General features: G+C 68.0%; 16 protein-coding genes. 3 read left to right on the top strand and 13 right to left on the bottom strand.

Features of this window, described 5'->3' with window-relative positions:
• The 6 genes from zapE to IOC61_RS16700 are packed head-to-tail and all read right to left on the bottom strand — an operon-like array spanning position 1 to position 7,420.
• Positions 1 to 1,200 carry a cell division protein ZapE gene (zapE, locus tag IOC61_RS16725; protein ID WP_311430264.1) on the bottom strand — a complete coding sequence of 400 codons (1,200 nt, stop codon included), beginning with the start codon at positions 1,198 to 1,200 and terminating at the stop codon, positions 1 to 3.
• Positions 1,197 to 2,585, bottom strand: coding sequence for an N-succinylarginine dihydrolase (gene astB, locus IOC61_RS16720; RefSeq protein WP_311430263.1), 1,389 nt, complete (start codon positions 2,583 to 2,585; stop codon positions 1,197 to 1,199). Before astB ends, zapE begins: the two co-directional genes overlap by 4 nt.
• Positions 2,582 to 4,051, bottom strand: coding sequence for a succinylglutamate-semialdehyde dehydrogenase (gene astD / locus IOC61_RS16715; protein WP_195689862.1), 1,470 nt, complete (start codon positions 4,049 to 4,051; stop codon positions 2,582 to 2,584). The genes astB and astD overlap by 4 nt, the downstream gene beginning before the upstream one ends.
• A complete protein-coding gene (gene astA / locus IOC61_RS16710) occupies positions 4,048 to 5,097 on the bottom strand; it encodes an arginine N-succinyltransferase (protein WP_195689861.1) in 1,050 nt (349 codons plus the stop codon). Before astA ends, astD begins: the two co-directional genes overlap by 4 nt.
• Positions 5,097 to 6,185, bottom strand: a complete 1,089-nt coding sequence (locus tag IOC61_RS16705) for an arginine N-succinyltransferase (protein ID WP_195689860.1) — start codon at positions 6,183 to 6,185, stop codon at positions 5,097 to 5,099. Before IOC61_RS16705 ends, astA begins: the two co-directional genes overlap by 1 nt.
• Before the next feature lie 20 nt (positions 6,186 to 6,205).
• Positions 6,206 to 7,420, bottom strand: coding sequence for an aspartate aminotransferase family protein (locus tag IOC61_RS16700; protein ID WP_195689859.1), 1,215 nt, complete (start codon positions 7,418 to 7,420; stop codon positions 6,206 to 6,208).
• A 167-nt stretch (positions 7,421 to 7,587) separates the two neighbouring features.
• Between IOC61_RS16700 and IOC61_RS16695 the strand changes: the two genes are divergently transcribed.
• Complete coding sequence (locus tag IOC61_RS16695; protein WP_195689858.1) at positions 7,588 to 8,205, top strand: class I SAM-dependent methyltransferase; 618 nt, start codon at positions 7,588 to 7,590, stop codon at positions 8,203 to 8,205.
• On the opposite strand, the gene IOC61_RS16690 is transcribed toward IOC61_RS16695, so the two are convergent.
• From IOC61_RS16690 to fabV, 3 genes are all read right to left on the bottom strand, one after another.
• Complete coding sequence (locus IOC61_RS16690) at positions 8,206 to 9,162, bottom strand: GlxA family transcriptional regulator (protein ID WP_195689857.1); 957 nt, start codon at positions 9,160 to 9,162, stop codon at positions 8,206 to 8,208.
• Positions 9,163 to 9,239: 77 nt separating this feature from the next.
• Positions 9,240 to 9,449, bottom strand: coding sequence for a hypothetical protein (locus tag IOC61_RS16685; RefSeq protein WP_195689856.1), 210 nt, complete (start codon positions 9,447 to 9,449; stop codon positions 9,240 to 9,242).
• A 53-nt stretch (positions 9,450 to 9,502) separates the two neighbouring features.
• Positions 9,503 to 10,714: an enoyl-ACP reductase FabV gene (fabV, locus tag IOC61_RS16680; RefSeq protein ID WP_195689855.1), complete on the bottom strand. Its 1,212-nt coding sequence runs from the start codon at positions 10,712 to 10,714 to the stop codon at positions 9,503 to 9,505.
• Between the two features lie 174 nt (positions 10,715 to 10,888).
• On the opposite strand from fabV, the gene IOC61_RS16675 reads away from it, so the two are divergent.
• Entirely contained in the window at positions 10,889 to 11,278 is a 390-nt protein-coding gene (locus tag IOC61_RS16675; protein ID WP_195689854.1) for a DUF7079 family protein, read from the top strand.
• 50 nt (positions 11,279 to 11,328) lie between these two features.
• On the opposite strand, the gene IOC61_RS16670 is transcribed toward IOC61_RS16675, so the two are convergent.
• Together IOC61_RS16670 and IOC61_RS16665 are read right to left on the bottom strand one after the other, a co-directional pair.
• Positions 11,329 to 11,814, bottom strand: a complete 486-nt coding sequence (locus IOC61_RS16670; RefSeq protein ID WP_195690001.1) for a glutathione peroxidase — start codon at positions 11,812 to 11,814, stop codon at positions 11,329 to 11,331.
• A 153-nt stretch (positions 11,815 to 11,967) separates the two neighbouring features.
• On the bottom strand, positions 11,968 to 12,504 hold the full coding sequence (locus tag IOC61_RS16665; RefSeq protein ID WP_195689853.1) for an NUDIX hydrolase: 537 nt from the start codon (positions 12,502 to 12,504) through the stop codon (positions 11,968 to 11,970).
• 115 nt (positions 12,505 to 12,619) lie between these two features.
• Here IOC61_RS16665 and IOC61_RS16660 point away from each other — a divergent pair, with 115 nt between their 5' ends.
• Entirely contained in the window at positions 12,620 to 14,296 is a 1,677-nt protein-coding gene (locus IOC61_RS16660) for an acyl-CoA dehydrogenase family protein (RefSeq protein WP_195689852.1), read from the top strand.
• 21 nt (positions 14,297 to 14,317) lie between these two features.
• Here the strand turns inward: IOC61_RS16660 and IOC61_RS16655 are convergent, their stop codons facing one another.
• Positions 14,318 to 14,938 carry a LysE family translocator gene (locus IOC61_RS16655; RefSeq protein WP_195689851.1) on the bottom strand — a complete coding sequence of 207 codons (621 nt, stop codon included), beginning with the start codon at positions 14,936 to 14,938 and terminating at the stop codon, positions 14,318 to 14,320.
• Positions 14,939 to 14,948: 10 nt separating this feature from the next.
• Positions 14,949 to 15,362: a nucleoside diphosphate kinase regulator gene (gene rnk, locus IOC61_RS16650; protein ID WP_195689850.1), complete on the bottom strand. Its 414-nt coding sequence runs from the start codon at positions 15,360 to 15,362 to the stop codon at positions 14,949 to 14,951.
• Positions 15,363 to 15,368: the final 6 nt, after the last annotated feature.

Genomic DNA, 15,368 nt, shown 5'->3' with positions numbered 1-15,368 from the left:
TCAGCCTCCTCCTGTGCCGAATCGGGCCAGCTGCATCTCCCGCAATCGGCTGAGGGTGCGCCGGAAGGGAAAGGCCAGGTGCCCCTGGGGATAGAGCCGCTCCATGGCTACCTCCGCCTCCAGATAGAGCGGCGTACGCCTGTCATAGCACTCATCGACCAGGGCGATGAAGCGCCGCACGCCATCGTCCCGGCGCGTCAGTGGTGGCAGCTCACGATCTCCCGCCTCGACACGGCTGACCCCATCCTCGGTTCCCCTGGCGATGCCTCTTATCGGAGGCGCCTCACTCAGGCGGGGCACGTCATCGAGCAGGATATGCGCGAAGCGGTCGACCAGTTCGATGAAGTCCAGCGCCGCCAGGGGTTGCTCGCAGAGCTCCGTATAGCCGCACCAGACGACCGAGTCGCTGCGCCCACGCACCGCGATGGTGCGATGTCCCAGCTCGATGGGGGCCTGGGTCGTCTGCTCGCCGGCCGTCAGCTCGTCGAAGAGAGTGGGCAGCGCCCTGGGACTTCCGCTCTCGACGACCCAGTAGCGCTGATGGCGGCGCCCGGGATGCAGGCGATGGTCCTGGCCCTCGCCGAGATCGACGGTACGCATATGGCGCTCGATGGCGGCAATGGCGGGCAGGAAGCGCTCGCGATTGAAGCCGTCGGCATACAGCTGATAAGGCGCCTGATTGGAGGTGCAGACCAGCACGACACCCTGCTCGAAGAGTGCCGTCAGGAGACCGCCAAGCAGCATGGCATCGGCGATATCGTTGACGAAAAGCTCGTCGAGGCAGAGCACGCGTATCTCGGCCGCCAGCTCCAGGGCCAGGGCGACCAGCGGGTCCGGGGTGCCGCCGAGCTGGAACTGTCGACGATGCACCCAGCGCATGAAGTGGTGGAAGTGCTGCCGTCGAGCGGGCACGCGAAGGCCCTGATGGAAGGCGTCCATCAGCCAGGTCTTGCCGCGCCCCACCGGTCCCCACAGATAGACGCCCGACACCCGGGCCGCCGGTGCCGCGTCATGCACGACATCGAAGCAGGCCTCGAGGGCCTCGGCGGCGAGCCGCTGATACCTGTCCTCGACGAATCCCTGGTGGGCCAGGGCATGCCGATAGGCAGCCAACGGCGTGCTCGTCACGGGCGGCTGGCGGGACGCCTCATCACTCAGCGTCTCATCAGCCAAGGCCTCATTACGCCTCGACTCCGTCACGCCCCCTCCAGCTGGAAGGGGTAGACGCTGCCGATACCCAGCAGCCGGCTGAGTTCGTCGAGTGCGGTCAGTGTCTCCCTGGCCAGGGCAGGATCGGCGAGATCCTCGGGGGTCAGGCGGTCGCGGTAGTGACGCTTCACCCAGCCCACCAGCTCGGCATGCAACCCGTCATCGAGCAGCACAAGGCCGGAGAGCGCGGCACGCTCCTCGGCCGCCAGCACCACCCGCAGGCGCAGGCAGGCGGGGCCACCACCGTTACGCATGCTCTGCTTGACGTCCTTGACCACCACCTCGCCGATGGGGTTGGCCCCCGCCAGCAGATGGTCCTGCAGGGTACGCCAGACACTCTCGTTCTCCCGACACTCGCCGGGCACCACCAGGGTCATGGAGCCATCCGCATTGGAGAGCAGCTGGGAGTTGAAGAGATACGACCCCACCGCATCCTCGAGACTCACCGCTTCCCGGGGGATTCGCAGGGGAATCAGCGGCGTGCTCATGCGCTCGCGCAGCGCCTCCAGGGTGCCCTCCTCGTCCAGGAAGGCCATCTCGTGGTAGAGCAGCACCGGCCCGTTGCCCACCGCGATCACATCGTTGTGGAAGACCCCGGCGTCGATGGCCCCGGGGTGCTGCTGGGCGAATACCGTCTGCGCCGCGGAGAGGCCATGCTGGCGCGCCACCGCCTGGCTCGCCTCCAGGGTCTGACGCGCCGGAAAGCGTCGGGGCGCCGGGTTCTCCTGATGGCCCCAGCCGAAGGCGGTGCGGCCATAGACGTAGAGATGCACTCCCGCCTCGCCATGCTCCCCGGCCAGGCGGGTATGGTTGGCCGCCCCCTCGTCGGAGAAGGCCGGGGTGGCGGGCAGCACCGGATGGTGGGCGAAGCGTGCCGGGTCGCGGAAGATCGCCGCCAGCACGCGCCCGGTGGTGGCGGGCTCGAGATAGCGGTGGAAGCTCGACTGCAGGTTGGCCGGGGTGAAGTGCACGCGGCCATCGGGGGCATCCCGGCTGGGCGTCACGGTGGCGGCGTTGGCGGTCCACATGCTCGCGGCGGAGCATACCGCGCGCAGGAGCTGCGGCGCCTCGCCGGCGGCCCGTGCCAGCACCTGCTCATCACTGCCGCTAAAGCCCAGCGTTCGCAACGCACCCAGGTCCGGGCGCTGCTGGGGCGGCAGCACTCCCTGGGGGTAGCCGGCGTCCATCAACGCCTTCATCTTGGCCAGCCCCTGCAGGGCGCCCTCCCTGGGGTTGGCCTCCAGGCCTCCATGGCGCATCGATGCCACATTGCCCAGCGCCAGGCCGGCATAGTTGTGGGTCGGGCCCACCAGGCCGTCGAAATTGACCTCACGGTAATCCGTGAGACCCTGCTCTGTCTTCAGGTTCTCGTTCACAGGCTCACTCCCGGGGGCAGCTGGTCGGGCAGGTGCAGGTCTTCGCTCTCCATGGAGGCCACCGGATAGGCGCAGTAGTCCGCCGCGTAGTAGGCACTCGGCCGATGGTTGCCGCTATCCCCCACCCCGCCGAAGGGAGCATCGCCGGAGGCGCCGGTGGTCTGGCGGTTCCAGTTGACGATGCCCGCTCGAATGCGCAGCAGGAAGTCATCCCAGTCGGCGGGCGTTCCACCGACCAGTCCGGCGGAGAGCCCGTAGCGAGTGGCATTGGCCAGCTCCAGCGCCTCGTCCCAGCGACGGTAACGGTGCACCCGCAGCAGCGGGCCGAAGTGCTCCTCGTCGGGCACTTCCAGGCCGGTGACATCGATCAGCGCCGGGCTGAGCAGGCTGGTGCCCTCCTCGAGTCGCTCCATGCGCGCCAGCACCGTGCCACCCTGCGCCTCCAGGGCCGCCTGGGCCGCCAGCAGGCCATCGGCGGCGGCCACGCTGACCAGGCCGCCGTAGAAGGGGGCCGGTTCGCTGAAGGGGGCGGCGACCCGCAACCGCGAGATGGCATCCACCAGCGCCTCGACAAGGCGGTCGCCCACCTCCCCCTCGGGCACGATCAGGCGACGCGCGCAGGTGCAACGCTGGCCGCCGGAGAGAAAGGCCGACTGCAGGATGGTCAGCACCGCGGCATCCTGGTCGGGCACGTCCCGGACCACTAGCGGATTGTTGCCACCCAGCTCCAGCGCCAGGATCTTGTCCAGCTGGCCGGCGAACTGACGGTGCAGGATCCCCCCCACCTTGGCGCTGCCGGTGAACAGCAGGCCATCGATACCGGGGTGGGCGGCCAGTGCCTGACCGGTCTCCGCTCCGCCCTGCACCAGGTTGATCACCCCGGCCGGCAGGCCCGCCTCCTGCCAGCACTGCAGGGTCAGGTCGGCGGTCAGCGGCGACTGCTCGCTGGGCTTGAACACGACACTGTTGCCGGCCAGCAGCGCCGGCACCATATGGCCATTAGGCAGATGCCCCGGGAAGTTATAGGGACCGAACACCGCCATCACCCCATGGGGCCGATGACGCAGCACGGCACGCGCCTCTCCCAGGTCACGCTCGCGCTGACCGGTACGTTCCTGACAGGCACGCAGCGAGATCGCCACCTTGCCAATCATGGCACCCACCTCGGTGCGCGCCTCCCACAGCGGCTTGCCGGTCTCGTGGGCGATGGCCGCCGCGAGATCCTCGCGGTGGCTCTCCAGCACCTCCCGGAAACGCTCCACCAGCGCCTGGCGCTCGGCGAAGGAGGTCCTGGCCCAGGCCGGGAAGGCCTCGCGTGCCGCATCCACCGCGGCGGCGACGTCCTCGGCACTGGCACCTCCCCCCTGCCACAGTCGTTCCCCCGTTACCCCGTCCAGCTTGGTAAAGGGCGCAGCGGCGCCCTCGCGCCAGCGTTCACCGATCAGCAGCGACTGGGTCGGCTTCATGATGCATCCTCCTCGGTATCCAGGATTCGCAGAGTCGCGCCTGCCTCCACCTCGAGGCGGGCCGCCTCGGCGGCGGTCAGGTGCAGCGTGCCATCTGCATCGGGGCCGCGCCCCACCCAGGCGGCACGGAAGTGGGCCATCTCGGTCGTCGCGGCCAGCCAGCGCGGACGCTCGCCCGCCTCGCTCAGGCCAGGGTCGATCTCCGCCACACAGCGTCGTGACAGGCGCACTCCCCGCACGTCATCGAGATAGGCCTCAACGGTAGGCCCCCCGTCGAAGATGTCGATATAGCCCTCCCAGCGCAGCCCCTCCTTGTTGAGCATGGCCAGGGCCGGTCGGGTCTGCTCGTGAACCTTGCCGATGCAGTCCCGCGCCTCGTCGGAGAGGAAGGGAGTGTAGATCGGGTACTTGGGCATCAGCTCCCCGATAAAGCTCTTCTGGCCCAGCCCGGTCAGGCGGTCGGCCTCGTCGAAATCCATGGGGAAGAAGTGGCTGCCCAGGCAGTGCCAGAAGGGACTCTTGCCCTGCTCGTCGAAGACGCCGCGCATCTCCGCGAGCACCTTGTCGGGAAAGCGGTCGCGAAACTCCGCCATGAACAGCCAGCGCACCATGGAGAGCAGGGCGCCATTGCGCTCGGCGCGACGGTCGCCGCCGCGATAGGCGGGACGCAGGAACAGCGAGGCCACCTCGGCGTCGCCGGTGTGATCCGAACACAGGAACAGGGTGTCGATGGTGCGATGCAGGTCGAGCTGCACCGATGAGTGGGCCAGGGTGCCCAGACGATAGTGATAGAAGGGCGTCTCGCGGCCCACCTCGCCCTCGATGGCACAGCAGCCGGCGAGTTGACCGCTGACCTCATCCTCGAGCACGAAGAAGTAGTTGCGACGCCCGGGGGGCGTACGCTCCAGGAAGGTGTCGGTGGTGGCGGCAATCTTGGCGGCCAGAAAGTCGCGGTTGTCGGGCAGCGACGTGAAGCCGACGCCGGTCTCCCGGGCCAGCGCCTGGAGCTCTTCCAGGTCACCCTCGGCGATGGGTCGAATACGCATTACAGCTCCCCCTCGTCATAGCCCGGGTCATGAGCCTCGGTAGCCGGGTCCTCGCCGCCGGGCAGGGAAAGCGGCGCGGCCAGCACCGCGCGCCCCTCCTCCACGCCCAGCACCTCGGCATGCTCCGGCGAGAGCATCAGCTGGCCGGTGGGGGATAGCGCATAGCGCGCGACCACACAGCGGAAGTCGGCCAGACGCTGGTTGGCGACCATGGCCGGCTCGGCGTCGGGCAGGGTGTGGGCGGGACGGATTCGCACCGGATGCCAGGCGGCGCGCCGAAAGCTCTGCAGGCGCTCCCGCTCGGCCTTGATCACCGGACCGGCGTCGAAGATATCGACATGTCGGGAGCGCTGGAATCCCTCGCCCAGCATCTCCGCCAGGGCCACCTCGTGGTCGGGATGCTCGCGGCCGATGGCGGCCCGCGCCTGGGGCGTGAGCAGCGACAGATAAAGCGGAAACTGCGGCATCACCTCGGCGATAAAACTCTTCGAGCGAATCCCGGCCAGGGTATTGATCTCCTCATAGTCCCGCACGAAGAAGTGGCGCCCCACGCTGTTCCAGAAGGGCGACTCCCCATCCGCGTCCAGATAACCCGGGAAGGCCATGGCCAGTAGTGTGGCGAAGCGCTCGGGATACTGAGCGATCAGCATCAGGCGTGCTCGGCGCAACAGGCTCTCGGCGCTGGTACCGCGGTAGCGCGGCGCCAGCGAGTAGGCACACAGCAGGCTCGCCTCCGAGACCTCGTGGGATAGCGCCAGGGTCTGCACCTCACGACGCACGTTGAGCTGCTGGGAGGCGTGGATCAGCGTCTCCTGGCGATAGGTGTAGTAGGCATCCTGGGCGCCGGCCTGGGCCCGCACGGTGGCGGTACCCACCACCTCGCCACGAACCAGGTCCTCGAGCACGAAGGTGTAGTGCTCGTCACCGGGGCACTCCACCGACTTGGCAAAGGCCTGACGCGAGCGCGCGATACGCTCCTCGAGACGGTCGCGATGGACCGGGAGGTTGGTAAGCCGCGGCACGGCGCCCCCCGCCAGCCGCTCCAGGGCGGGCAGGTCGGCCGCGGCGATAGGACGCACGACGAGCATGGTGGCGTCTCCTCTCTCGCTCACGAGGCGTCGACCAGGCGTGCCACGGCTCGCTCCAGGCGTGCCATGCCCTCGGCGATATCGGCTTCGGGAATCACCAGCGAGGGCGCCATGCGCAGCACATTGGGCCCGGCGACCAGGGCCATCACGCCCTCCTCGATGGCCAGCGGCAGGATATCCTTGGCCCGGTCACGCCACGCCTCGCTCATCTCGGCACCGACCAGCAGACCCATGCCGCGCACCTCGCGGAACACCCCGTACTTGGCGTTGATCGCCTCCAGGTGCTCACGGAAGAGGTCGTGACGCTGCCTCACGCCCTCCAGCACCTCGGGGGTATCGATATATTCGATGGCCGCAAGTGCCACCGCCGAGGCCAGCGGGTTGCCACCATAGGTGGAGCCATGGGTGCCCATGGTGAAGGCCGAAGCGACGCGATCGGTGGCCAGCATGGCCCCAACCGGGAAGCCACCGCCCAGGGCCTTGGCGCTGGTGAGGATATCCGGGGTCACGCCGAGCTGCTGGTAGGCATAGAGCGAGCCGGTACGGCCTACGCCGGTCTGCACCTCGTCGAAGATCAGCAGGGCGTCGTGGGCATCGCACAGGTCGCGCAGCCCCTGCAGGAAGTCACGCTGACCGGGCAGCACCCCACCCTCGCCCTGCATCGGCTCCACCATCACCGCGCAGGTATCGTCGTTGATCAGGTCACGTACGCTGTCGAGATTGTTGTACTCGCCATGGACGATGCCGCCGGGCACCGGGCCGAACCCCTGGGCGTACTTGGGCTGGCCGCCCACGCTGACGGTGAAGAAGGTGCGCCCGTGAAAGGACTGGGAGAAGGAGACGATACGGTGCTTGTGCTCACCGGCCTGGTCGAAGGCCCAGCGCCGGGCCAGCTTGAGCGCCGCCTCGTTGGCCTCTCCCCCGGAGGAGCACAGGAACACCTTGTCGGCGAAGGTGCGCTCCACAAGGGTACGCGCCAGCTTGAGGGCAGGTTCGTTGGTATAGACATTGGAGAGGTGCCAGAGCCGGTCGGCCTGCTCCTTGAGGGCCTCGACCAGTACCGGGTGGCAGTGCCCAAGCCCGTTGACGGCGATACCGCCGGCGAAGTCGATATACTGACGGCCCTGCTGGTCCCACAGTCGGCTGCCTTCGCCGCGCACCGGAATCACCTGCTGGGGGGAGTAGTTCGGCACCATGTAGTGGTCGAAGTCGGCGCGGGTCGGGGTCTGGCTCATGACATCCTCCTGTGAAGTCGGGAAAGCGCATTCAGGATACGCCAGTCATCGAGTATAGAGAGGCGCGCCATCCACCGCTTTCAGCGTTGGGACGCCAACTTGTGAAAAAGCCCCCCACTCCGGCTGGTTGGGCTAGGCTGGAGACGTTCCCCTGCGAGGAGCCGCGCATGTTCAATACCACTGCCTGGAACCGGCGGCGCTATAGCCTCTATGCCCCCATCTACGACGCCGTGGCCCGGCGCGCCTTCCGCCGTGCACGCCGCATCGCCCTCTCCCAGGTGCACTGGCAGCGCGGCATGCGGGTGCTGGTGGTGGGTGCCGGCACCGGGCTCGATCTCTACTTCCTGCCCCGGGACGTCGAACTCCACGCCAGCGATCTCGCACCGGCCATGGTGCGGCGCCTCGCGCGCCGCGCCGAGTCGCTGGGCATGGACGTCCAGACCACGGTGATGGATGCCGAGCGCCTGGAGTACCCGGACGACCACTTCGATGTGGTGGTGATGCACCTGATACTCGCGGTGATGCCCGACCCGCAGCGGGGACTGGCCGAGGCAAGGCGGGTGATGAAGCCGGACGGCCAGCTCTGCGTGCTGGACAAGTTTCAGGCCGATGATCGCCCCTCCGGCGTGGGTCGCCGGGCCCTCAACGCCCTGACCTCGGCCATCGCCACCGATATTACCCGTCAGGCCCGTCCGCTGCTCAAGGCCGGCGGTTTCGTTATCGAGCAGGATACGCCGGTGATGATGGGCTCGCTGGTTCGCGCCCTGCTGGCCAGGCCGGCCTGATCAGCTCAGGCGCTCCTCTCGCGGCGTCAGGCCGAAGTGATTGCGGTAGGTGGTGGAGAAGTGCGCCGCCGAGGAGAAACCGGTCACCAGGGCGATCTCGCCCGCCGGCCGGTCGCTCTCGCGCAGCAGTCGCCGGGCCCGCTGCAGCCGCAGCCCCATGTAGTAGCGGCTGGGCACCGCCTGCAGGTGCTTCTTGAACAGGCGTTCCAGCTGGCGACGGGAGACCCCCAGATGCTCGGCCAGCTCATGGGTCGTCAGGGGCTCCTCGATATTGGCTTCCATCAGGGTCACGGCATCGACCAGGCTCTGAGGAGCGCCGGCCAGCGGCGCCGATGGCTGGGGCTCGTCGGCCATGCGCACTCGCTCCAGCACGAAGTGCGCCGAGACCCGCTCGGCAAGCTCGCTGCCATGATGCGTCGCTATCAGGGTCATCATCATGTCCATGGCCGCGGTACCACCGCCGCAGGTCAGCCGGTCGCGGTCGATCTCGAACAGCTGACGCGAGAGGCGGATCCTGGGATGAGCGCCCGCCACCGCCTCGAACCGAGGCCAGGGCACCGTGGCACGATAACCGTCGAGCAGGCCGGCGCTGGCCAGCAGCTCGGCACCGCCACCGATGCCCGCCAGGCTGCGTCCCTGGGCGGCCTGCCGGCGTAGCCAGACAAGCAGCGTCGACGCCGGTGCCTCGCCCCAGGGAGCGCAGACCAGCAGCAGGTCGAGGGCGTCATCCTCGGCGATGGCGCGATCGGGAGTCAGCACCTGACGCGAGCCGCTGGGAACCGGACGATCATCCAGCCCCAGGGTGACGAGCGAATAGAGGGGGGTGTCGGCCAGCCGATTGGCCACCGCCAGCGGCTCGGTGGCGCAGGCCTCGGCCAGCAGGGAGAACCCCGGCAGTACCACCACCCCGACCCGACGCTGGGTGGAGGCGATGGGAGTGGCTGGCGTATCGGGCATGCGGGGCTCTCGCAACAACAGGGTCGCCCATTGTAGCCAAAGCCCCGCCTCGCGGCAGCCCTACCGGTCGCGCGCGGCTAGCCGCTCATGCCCACCACCAGTAGATAACCCAGCACGGCAACCGCCAGCACGATGGCCAGCGGCAACAGCCAGGACAGGCCCCGGGCGGGGTCGCGGGCCTCGGGCTGTGTCTCGTCGGGCTCGGGGTGTTCGAAGTCCTCGGGTTCGTTGATTTCCTTGAGACGCTGCAGTTCCTCTTCCGGGGTCTGACTCTCGCGGGTATCCATGGCGCCCTCCGGGTCGGCGAATGTCAGGGCAGGTCGCCGGGGGCGTCCTGCCCTTACAGGGTTACGACATCGAATTCCGCCACGGGATCCACGTCGGCATCGTAGTCGACATCATCCCGCTCGAAGCCGAACAGCTTCAGGAACTCGTGCTTGTACCCAGCATAGTCGGTAATCTCGAAGAGGTTCTCGGTGGTCACGCGCGGCCAGAGCTCCTTGCACGCCTGCTGAACGTCGTCGCGCAGCTCCCAGTCATCCAGGCGCAGACGGCCGGCCTCATCGGTCTCGGCGCTGCCGCCCTGTCCTTCGCCCAGGTAGAGGCGCTCGCCGAACAGCCGGTTGAGCTGATCGATGGTGCCCTCGTGCAGGCCCTTCTCCTTCATTACCTTGTAGACCATGGCGATATAGAGCGGCATGACCGGGATGGCCGCACTGGCCTGGGTCACCACCGACTTGAGCACCGCCACATTGGCGCCGCCGCCGCTGGCCGAAAGACGCTGATTGATCTCGCCGGCGGCGCGATCCAGATCCTCCTTGGCCTTGCCCAGGGCGCCGTGCCAGTAGATCGGCCAGGTGATCTCGGTACCGATATAGCTGAAGGCCACGCTGCGGGCACCGGGGGCCAGCACGCCGGCGCGATCCAGGGCATCGATCCACAGTTCCCAGTCCTCACCGCCCATCACCGCTCGGGTATCCTCGATCTCCTGCTCGGTGGCGGGCTCGACCTCGGCCTCGATGATGGCGTCCTTGTTGGTATCGATGGCGGTGGCGCGATAGGTCTCGCCGATCGGCTTGAGGCTGGAACGCTTGAGCTCGCCCGAGTCGGGCAGCTTGCGCACCGGCGAGGCCAGCGAGTAGACCACCAGGTCGACCTGCCCCAGGTCCTGCTGGATCAGCTCGATCGCCTTCTCGCGGGCCTCATGGGAGAACGCATCGCCGTTGATCGACTTGCTGTAGAGCCCTTCGGCCTTGGCGAACTTGTCGAAGGCGGCGCTGTTGTACCAGCCGGCGGTGCCCGGCTTCTTCTCGCTGCCGGGCTTCTCGAAGAACACACCCAGGGTATCGGCGCCGTAGCCGAAGGCGGCGGTGACGCGGGCCGCCAGGCCGTAGCCGCTGGAGGCGCCGATCACCAGCACCTTCTTGGGTCCGTTCGCCTTGTCGAGGCCGCGGGCCCGGGTCGCCTCGATCTGCTCGAGTACGTTCTTCTCGCAACCGACGGGGTGGGTGGTGGTGCAGATGAAACCGCGTACCTTGGGCTTGATGATCACGTCAGACCTCGCTATTTGTGTGGTGGGCGGCCTTGGCCACCCTGTCATGGAGTGGTAATCGCCCTATTCTAGCCGTTCACGTCCACCGCTGTCCGCCCTTGAGCCCGACCGGTAGCTGGGGCAGGATGCCGTCCTGAAGCTGGTTACCCTTGCCTAGAACCCCGGGAGCAAACGATGGATGCCCAGACCCTGGTCGACGAACGCGGTGAGCTGTGGCTGTCGCTGGCACCGCTATGGCTGGAGCGCGAGCCGGGCGAGCGCGACTATGCGCAGATGCTCGAGGTGATCGAACGCCACGGGCTGACGGTCAACGAACTGGAGTGGGTGTTTCGCATCGAGCTGGCACCGGTCCTGGCGCGCCACCAGGTGTCGGTGGTCGGCGAGTGGCAGCGCTTCGACGAATATGCGCTGATGAAGCAGCTGGTGGCCCACAACCTGCGGCTCAAGGGGTGGCGACGCAAGAGCTGGGCGCTCTTCTCGGGGCTGACGACCATGATGACGCGGCATCGCTGGAACGAGCTGATCGGCCGCCTGATGGTGGAACGCGGCGAGACGCCCCCATGATGACCAGGCCCTCGCAGCGTCAGGCGGGAACGAGCGGATCTCGAGCCCCCTCAGGCCTCATCCAGGGCTAGTTCGATGGCGATGCGTAGCTCAGCCTCACCGTCGCGGGGCGAGAAGCGGCGGATCACCCGACCATCGCGCCCCACCAGAAACTTGGTGAAGTTCCACTTGATCATACCGGTGCCCAGCACTCCGGGTGCCTGGCGCTTGAGCTCGACAAACAGCGGGTCGGCATCACCGCCGTTGACCTTCACCTTCTCCATCAGCGGAAAGCTGACCTGGTAGTCGCGCGCACTCAAGGCGCAGAACTCCTGCGCGGACTCCGGTGATTGGCGGCCAAACTGATTGCAGGGGAAGCCGATCACCATGAAGCCACGCTGGCGATAGCGGCGATAGAGTCGCTCCAGTTCTCGCAGCTGTGGCGTGAAGCCGCAACGACTGGCGACATTGACGATAAGCAGCACCTGGCCACGCAGCGCGCCGAAGTTGAAGGGCTCGCCCTGGGCGGTGAGAGACCGTTGATCGTGGATGGTCATGCGCTGGCCCCGATAGTCGATATCCTTCACGATGCCACGCCGCCCACGGCAGCGCTACCCCGTGATGCCCTGCCTACCCAGCCGGCGGCGGCGCCGCCGCCCCCTCGAGAGCTGCCGTCACGGTGTCCAGATGGGTGAGGTTCACGGGGCGATTCATGCAGTGCCCTCCAGCAGCCCCGCATCACGCAGAATCTCAACGGCCTGTCGGGTATCCGGCGTAATGCCTTCCAGAGCCAGGGCCTCGGCGGGGGGCAGCCAGAACGCCTCGGCCACCTCCTCGGCCTGGAGGGCCAGGGGCCCATCATGCTCGACCAGGTAGAGACTCCCGAAGATATGGTTGCCATCCCGGGCATGCACGAAGTCCCCCGCCGGCACCAGCGTCGCACCGTGGATGCCCAGCTCCTCCTCGAGTTCGCGACGGGCCGCCAGATGAACCGCCTCCCCGGCCCCCACCACGCCACCGGCGGCCAGGTCGAGCCCGCCGGGGAAGACCTCCTTGGTCAGGGTGCGGCGCTGCACGCAGAGCTCGCCGCGAGTGTTGCACACCACCACATAGGTGGCGCGGTGCCAGAAGCGGAACCGACGCATCTCGGCGCGCCAGGCACTGCCGCATGGGCGGTTGCGGGAATCCACCAGCTGGATGCGCTCGCGGGCGATATGCGGCGCCGGCAGACGCGAATCATTGATCATGGCTGTGCTCCCGAAAAAATGCCTTCAGCCTAACCAGTCCCGGACATGACGTCACGTTGACCGCGCGCCCTGCGACTTCCATGCTCAAGCTAGGCCGTCGATGCGGAGACACGTCATGCCCGATCACGCCCCCCGTACTCATCTGGCTACCCACGAGGTCGCCAATCAACCGCCCCCGGTCGGCGACCGCGACCTGCTGGTCGACGATCTTCCTCTGCGTGAGGCCCTGGCCCGGGAGGCGCCGTCCTGGGTCGCCGAGCAGCTGGCCCCGCTGGGTCGCGATATCGGCAGCGAGCGCGTTCGTGACCTGGGTGAGCAGGCCAACCGTCACCCCCCCGAGCTGAGACTCTTCGACCGCCACGGCCGGCGGCTCGATGAGGTGTGCTACCACCCCGCCTATCACCAGCTGATGGGCCTGGCCATCGAGGGCGGCTGGCACGCCGTGGCCTGGCAGCAGGAGGGCCGTGGCGGCCACCAGGCCCATGTCGCCGCCCTCTATCTGATGACTCAGGCCGAGCCGGGGTTCTGCTGCCCGGTGACCATGACCCATGCCGCCATGCCGGTGCTGCGTCACTCGCCCGCCGTGGCGGCCCGCTGGGCACCGGGGCTGCTGGCCAACCACTACGACCCTCGGGCCCTGCCGGCGAGCCGGAAACAGGGTCTGACCTTCGGCATGGCCATGACCGAGAAGCAGGGCGGCAGCGATGTCAGAGCCAATTCCACCCAGGCCCAGCCCAGCGACACCCCTCAGGGAGAACCCGCCGAGGGTGGCTGGCGACTGACTGGTCACAAGTGGTTCTGCAGCGCCCCCATGTCCGACGCCTTCCTGACGCTGGCCCAGACCGGAGCGGGGCTGGGCTGCTTTCTGGTACCGCGCTTCACCCCCGATGGTGAACGCAACGCCATCGAGCTTCAGCGACTCAAGGACAAGTGCGGCAACCGTGCCAATGCCTCGGCTGAGATCGAGTACCACGGCGCCTGGGCCGAGCCCATCGGCGCGCCCGATCGCGGTATCGCCACCCTCCTCGAGATGGTGCAGCAGACCCGCCTGGATGCCGCCACCGCCCCGGTGGGCATGATGCGCCAGGCCCTGGTCGAGGCCTGGCTCCACGCCCAGGGCCGCCACGTCTTCGGCCGGGTACTAGCCGAGCAGCCGCTGATGCGGATGGTGATCGCCGACATGGCGCTGGAGGTGGAGGCCGGTATCGCCCTTGCCCTGCGCACCGCCCGCGCCTTCGACGGCGCGGCCCGGGGCGACGCCAGCGAACGCGCCCTGGCCCGGCTGTTGCCGGCACTGGCCAAGTACTGGCACAACAAGCGGGGCCCGGGGCTCATTGCCGAGGCCATGGAGTGCCTGGGTGGCATCGGCTATGTGGAGGAGGCTCCGCTGGCGCGGCTCTATCGCGAGGCGCCGGTCAACTCGATCTGGGAGGGCTCGGGCAACGTCATCTGCCTGGACGTGCTCCGGGCGCTTGCACGCCACCCCGAGGTGCTGGAGGCGCTATGGCAGGAGCTGGCCTCGGTGCGTGGGCAACAGAGCGAGCTGGACGCCGCCCTGAATGATCTGGAGCGACTGCTCGACGCCCCTCCGCCGGAGCGGGAACCAAGGGTACGCTGGCTCGTCCAGCGCCTGGCCCAGTGCCTGCAGGGGGCATTGCTGCTGCGCCATGCCCCGAATGCGGTCGGCGAGACCTTCTGCCGAACGCGGCTGGGCAGCGAGGTGAGCCCCGCCTATGGCGTGCTGCCCATGGGAGCTCCGGTCGCGGAGATCCTGGCGCGCCTGCCCGGCTAGGCGTTAAGCCGGGTTAGGCATTCAGCCCGGCAGCGCTCCGGCGACGACCCGCGCCGCCAGCGCCAGGAGCATGACGCCGGTGGCGCGATTGATCCAGTGGGCACGCGCCTGAAGCCAGGGCAGTACCCGGGAGTGCGAGAGCCCCAGGGCCACCAGCACGTACCAGCCACCATCGATCAGCATGGCGGTGAGCACGATCACCCCCTGAGCCATCAGGCTCATCCCGGGGCTGATGAACTGGCTGAGCAGGGCGATGAAGAACAGGATCAGCTTGGGGTTGCCCAGCGCCACCAGCACACCATCGCGAGCCGCCTGGCGCCGCGTGGTCGCCACCATCCCCGCCTCCAGCGGGCCGTTGCGCCCGGCTCGCAGCGCTCGTATGCCCAGCCAGGCCAGGTATGCCGCCCCACCCCAGCCAATGATCTGGAACAGCATCGGCTCACGCACGATCAGCGCGCCCAGCCCCCACACGGTGAGCAGCGCATAGAAGCCGACGCCCAGGGCATGCGAGAGCCCTGCCACCACGCCCGGGGCACAGCCACCGCCCAGGGTATGGCGCAGGACCATGGCCAGGCTGGGGCCCGGCGACATGGCTCCCATGGCACACACCGCCGCCAGAGAGAGCCATAGAGAGAAAGGCATCGCGGCGACCTCAGCGGTGGTACTGCTTCTCGCGCTCGGGCTGCCACAGGACGGCATCTATCCGCAGATGCACCTGACCACCGTCGGGCAGCGGCCAGTCGATGATGTCGCCGACTCGCTGGCCGATCAGGCCGGCACCTACCGGCGCCATCACCGAGATGGCATCTTCCACCTCACCCATCGAATGGGGGTAGACCAGGGTGCGCGTCATCTGGCGATCACGCTTCATGTCGGTGAACTGGACGCGGCTGTTCATGCTGACCACATCCTCGGGAATTTCCTCGGGATCCACCACCTCGCCACGCTCGAGCTCTTCCTCGAGAGCATCGGCCACGAAGCGGTCCTTGTCGCTGGCCTCATCGATCAGGCGCTGCAGACGATCGGCATCGAGCCGATTGATGGTAATAGGGGGACGGGACAGCATGACACC

It is taken from the genome of Halomonas sp. KAO, assembly GCF_015595025.1.
GTDB lineage: Bacteria > Pseudomonadota > Gammaproteobacteria > Pseudomonadales > Halomonadaceae > Halomonas.
This window is presented reverse-complemented; position numbering and strand designations above follow the sequence as displayed.